The 3,052-nt window shown below is 57.0% G+C and carries 2 protein-coding genes; both read left to right on the top strand.

All coding sequences use genetic code 11. The features are described 5' to 3' along the window. The first annotated feature begins 5 nt into the window (after positions 1–5). Complete coding sequence (gene acs / locus Pmgp_RS18960) at positions 6–2,102, top strand: acetate--CoA ligase alpha subunit (RefSeq protein WP_134216207.1); 2,097 nt, start codon at positions 6–8, stop codon at positions 2,100–2,102. An 11-nt stretch (positions 2,103–2,113) separates the two neighbouring features. Next, positions 2,114–3,052, top strand: a 939-nt coding sequence (locus Pmgp_RS18955) for a phosphotransacetylase family protein (RefSeq protein ID WP_134216205.1), incomplete at its 3' end; no start/stop codon positions are given.

The following is a 3,052-nucleotide window of genomic DNA, read 5'->3' as shown; positions in this document are numbered from 1 at the left end:
TGAACGTGACAAACAGTTTAACCAGTCCCGCGTCCATAGCAGTGGTCGGCGCTTCAAAGACACCCGGCAAAATAGGCTACTCAGTAGTCAACAACCTGATCCAAAGCGGGTATAAAGGCAAAATATATCCCGTCAACCCCAAAGAGAAAGAAATCCTCGGCCTGCCCAGCTTTGCGTCAGTTGCCGCCATACCCGAAAGTGCAGAGACAGCCATATTCGCCGTGCCCGCCAAAAAAGTTTTAGAAGCAGCCGCGGAGTGCGGCCAAAAAGGAGTCAAAAACCTCGTGGTGCTGACCGCCGGCTTTAAAGAAATGGGCCGGGAAGGACTGGAACTAGAGAAAAAATTTATGTCCATCTGCCGGGAATACGGCATGCGCATGCTTGGCCCCAACTGCGTCGGCTTTCTTGACACCCATACCCCGGTCAACGCCACCTTTCTCAAAGGATTTCCCGGCCAAGGAGAAATAGCCTTTATCTCCCAGAGCGGCGCCATGCTCGCCGCCATCCTGGACTGGAGCCAGACCGCGGGCATCGGCTACAGTAAAATATACAGCCTCGGCAATAAGGCCGACCTCAACGAAGTCGACTGCATCGCCGAAGCCGCCGCAGACCCCAACACCAAAGTCATACTCTGCTATATAGAAGACGTCGCCTGCGGCCCCGACTTTTTAAGAGTAGTTTCCGAAGTCACCAAAAAGAAACCGGTCGTGATCTTAAAATCCGGCACCAGCCAAGCCGGCGCCCAGGCCGCCTCCTCCCATACCGGGGCGCTGGCCGGCAGCGACCTGGCCTATAACATAGCCTTCAAGCGCTGCGGCGTGCTGCGCGCCTACAGCATGTCCGAGCTGTTTGACCTGGCCATAGCCTTTGTCAACCAACCAGTTCCCAAAGGAAAAAAAGTGGCCATTGTCACCAACTCAGGCGGGCCCGGCATTATCGCCACAGATAAAGTGGAAGCCAACGGCCTGGCCATGGCCCGCTTCGAAAAAGAAACCATCGAAGATTTGCGTTTAAACCTGCCGCCCGAGGCCGGCATCTACAACCCGGTCGACGTGCTGGGAGACGCCAAGGCCGACCGCTTTAAATTTGCCCTCGAAAAAGTGCTGAGTGATCAAAACGTCGACAGCGTGGCCGTACTGCTGTGCCCCGTAGCCGTCACCCAGCCGCTTGAAACCGCCCGGGCGGTTATCGAATTAAACCAAGCCTACCCCGCCAAGCCGCTTGTCGCCGCTTACATGGGCGGCCCGGCTTTGGCGGAAGGCGCCAAGCTGCTTTCCCAAAACGGCATTCCCTGCTTTACCATGCCCGAGCCCGCCATCGCCGCCCTGGCCGGCATGTCCACCTACGCCGGCTTTATAGAGCCAGCCCCGGCGGCAGAAAAGAAAAACGATTTCAAGCCGGACCTGAAGACAGTCAAAGCAGTCTTCTACGACGTCAAAAGAGACCACCGCCTGGTCCTGCTTGGCAGCGAGGCCGCCGAAGTCATCGACGCCTACGGCATCACAGCCGCCGCCACCAGCCTGTCCCAGAGCCCCGACGAGGCCGCCGCCATGGCCGACAAAATGGGCTACCCCGTGGTGCTGAAAGTAGCTTCGCCTAAGATCTTGCATAAGACCGACGTGGGCGGCGTGAAAATTGGCGTCAGCACTCCCGAGCAAGTTAAAAGCGCTTACGTCGGCATCATGGAGAACGTGCACCGGTACCTGCCTAAAGTAGTGCCGCACGGCGTTGAAATACAAAAGATGCTGCCCAAGGGCATTGAACTTATCGTCGGCATGAGCCGCGACGTGCAGTTCGGGCCCATGATCGGCTTCGGGCTGGGGGGGATCTACGTCAACCTTTTAAAAGACGTTTCCTTCCGGCTGGCCCACAACATCAGCCCCGGGGAGATATCCGAAATGATCGCCGAGACCAAAGCCTATACCATGATGAAAGGCTACCGCGGCGATAAGCCGGTCGACATAGACGCCGTCAGTGAGGTTATCCGCAGGGTGGCCATGCTGGCCGTAGACTTCCCCGAGATTATGGAAATCGACGTCAACCCCGTCTTTGCCTACGAAAAAGGTGTAGCCGCCCTTGATGTCAAGATAACACTATCGTGAGGTGAAACAACATGAAAAATCTGTTCATAACAGGAATGGCCGGCAGCGGAAAAACAGCCGTCGCCCTGGGCGTCGCCCTGAAGCTTAAAAACGAAGGGTACAACGTAACCTACTTCAAGCCCGTCGGCAACCGGGCGAGATTTAACGGCGGTGAGGACAACGACGCCCTGCTGATGCGCGAAGTGCTTAAAATGGATATCGATACCAGGACCATTGTGCCCTTTACCGCCGGCACCTCTTACCTGTCCGGCTTGAAGAACAGGGAAACAGCCGTGGCCGGCATCAAAGAAGCCTACCAGTTAATATCCCGGGACACAGGCGTGGTGATCATCGACGGCGCCGCCTTTCCCCACGCCGGGGCGGCTTACGGCCTGGACGCGGCCAGCCTGGCCGGGCTTTTTAACGCCTCCGTCTTAAACATCATCAAACTGGAAAATGACCTCAGTGTGGACCAGGCCATCTTTTTAAACAACAATTTAGCCTCCAGAGGGCTTACTGTGATCGGCCATATCTTTAACAACGTGCCCAGACAGCTGCTTTCCAAAACAGAGGGTGTGTTTGTGCCGGTTATGGAGACCATGGGCTGCGCTACGCTCGGGATCATACCCATCCGCCCGGAAATAGCCTCGCCCACCGTGGCCGAGTATTACGAGGCGCTGGGCGGCGAACTGCTGGCCGGTGAAGATAAGCTGGACCTGCTGGTGGAGGAAGTGATCGTCGGCGCCATGACCATGGAAAGCGCTTTAAAATACATGCGCCGCTCCGCCAACAAGGCGGTAATCATGGGCGGCGACCGGGCGGACATGGCCCTGGCCACCCTGGAGACCAGCACCTCGGCCTTAATCCTGACGGGCGGGCTGTACCCGGATGTCAAGGTTATCTCCCGCGCGGCGGAGAAGGGTGTCCCGGTAATCCTGGTGCACAGCGACACTTACACTACTATTGAAAAA

Source organism: Pelotomaculum propionicicum, from assembly GCF_004369225.1.
Taxonomy (GTDB): Bacteria; Bacillota; Desulfotomaculia; order Desulfotomaculales; family Pelotomaculaceae; genus Pelotomaculum_B; species Pelotomaculum_B propionicicum.
Note: the sequence above shows the minus strand (reverse complement) of the source record. Positions and strands in the feature narration are given on the sequence as shown.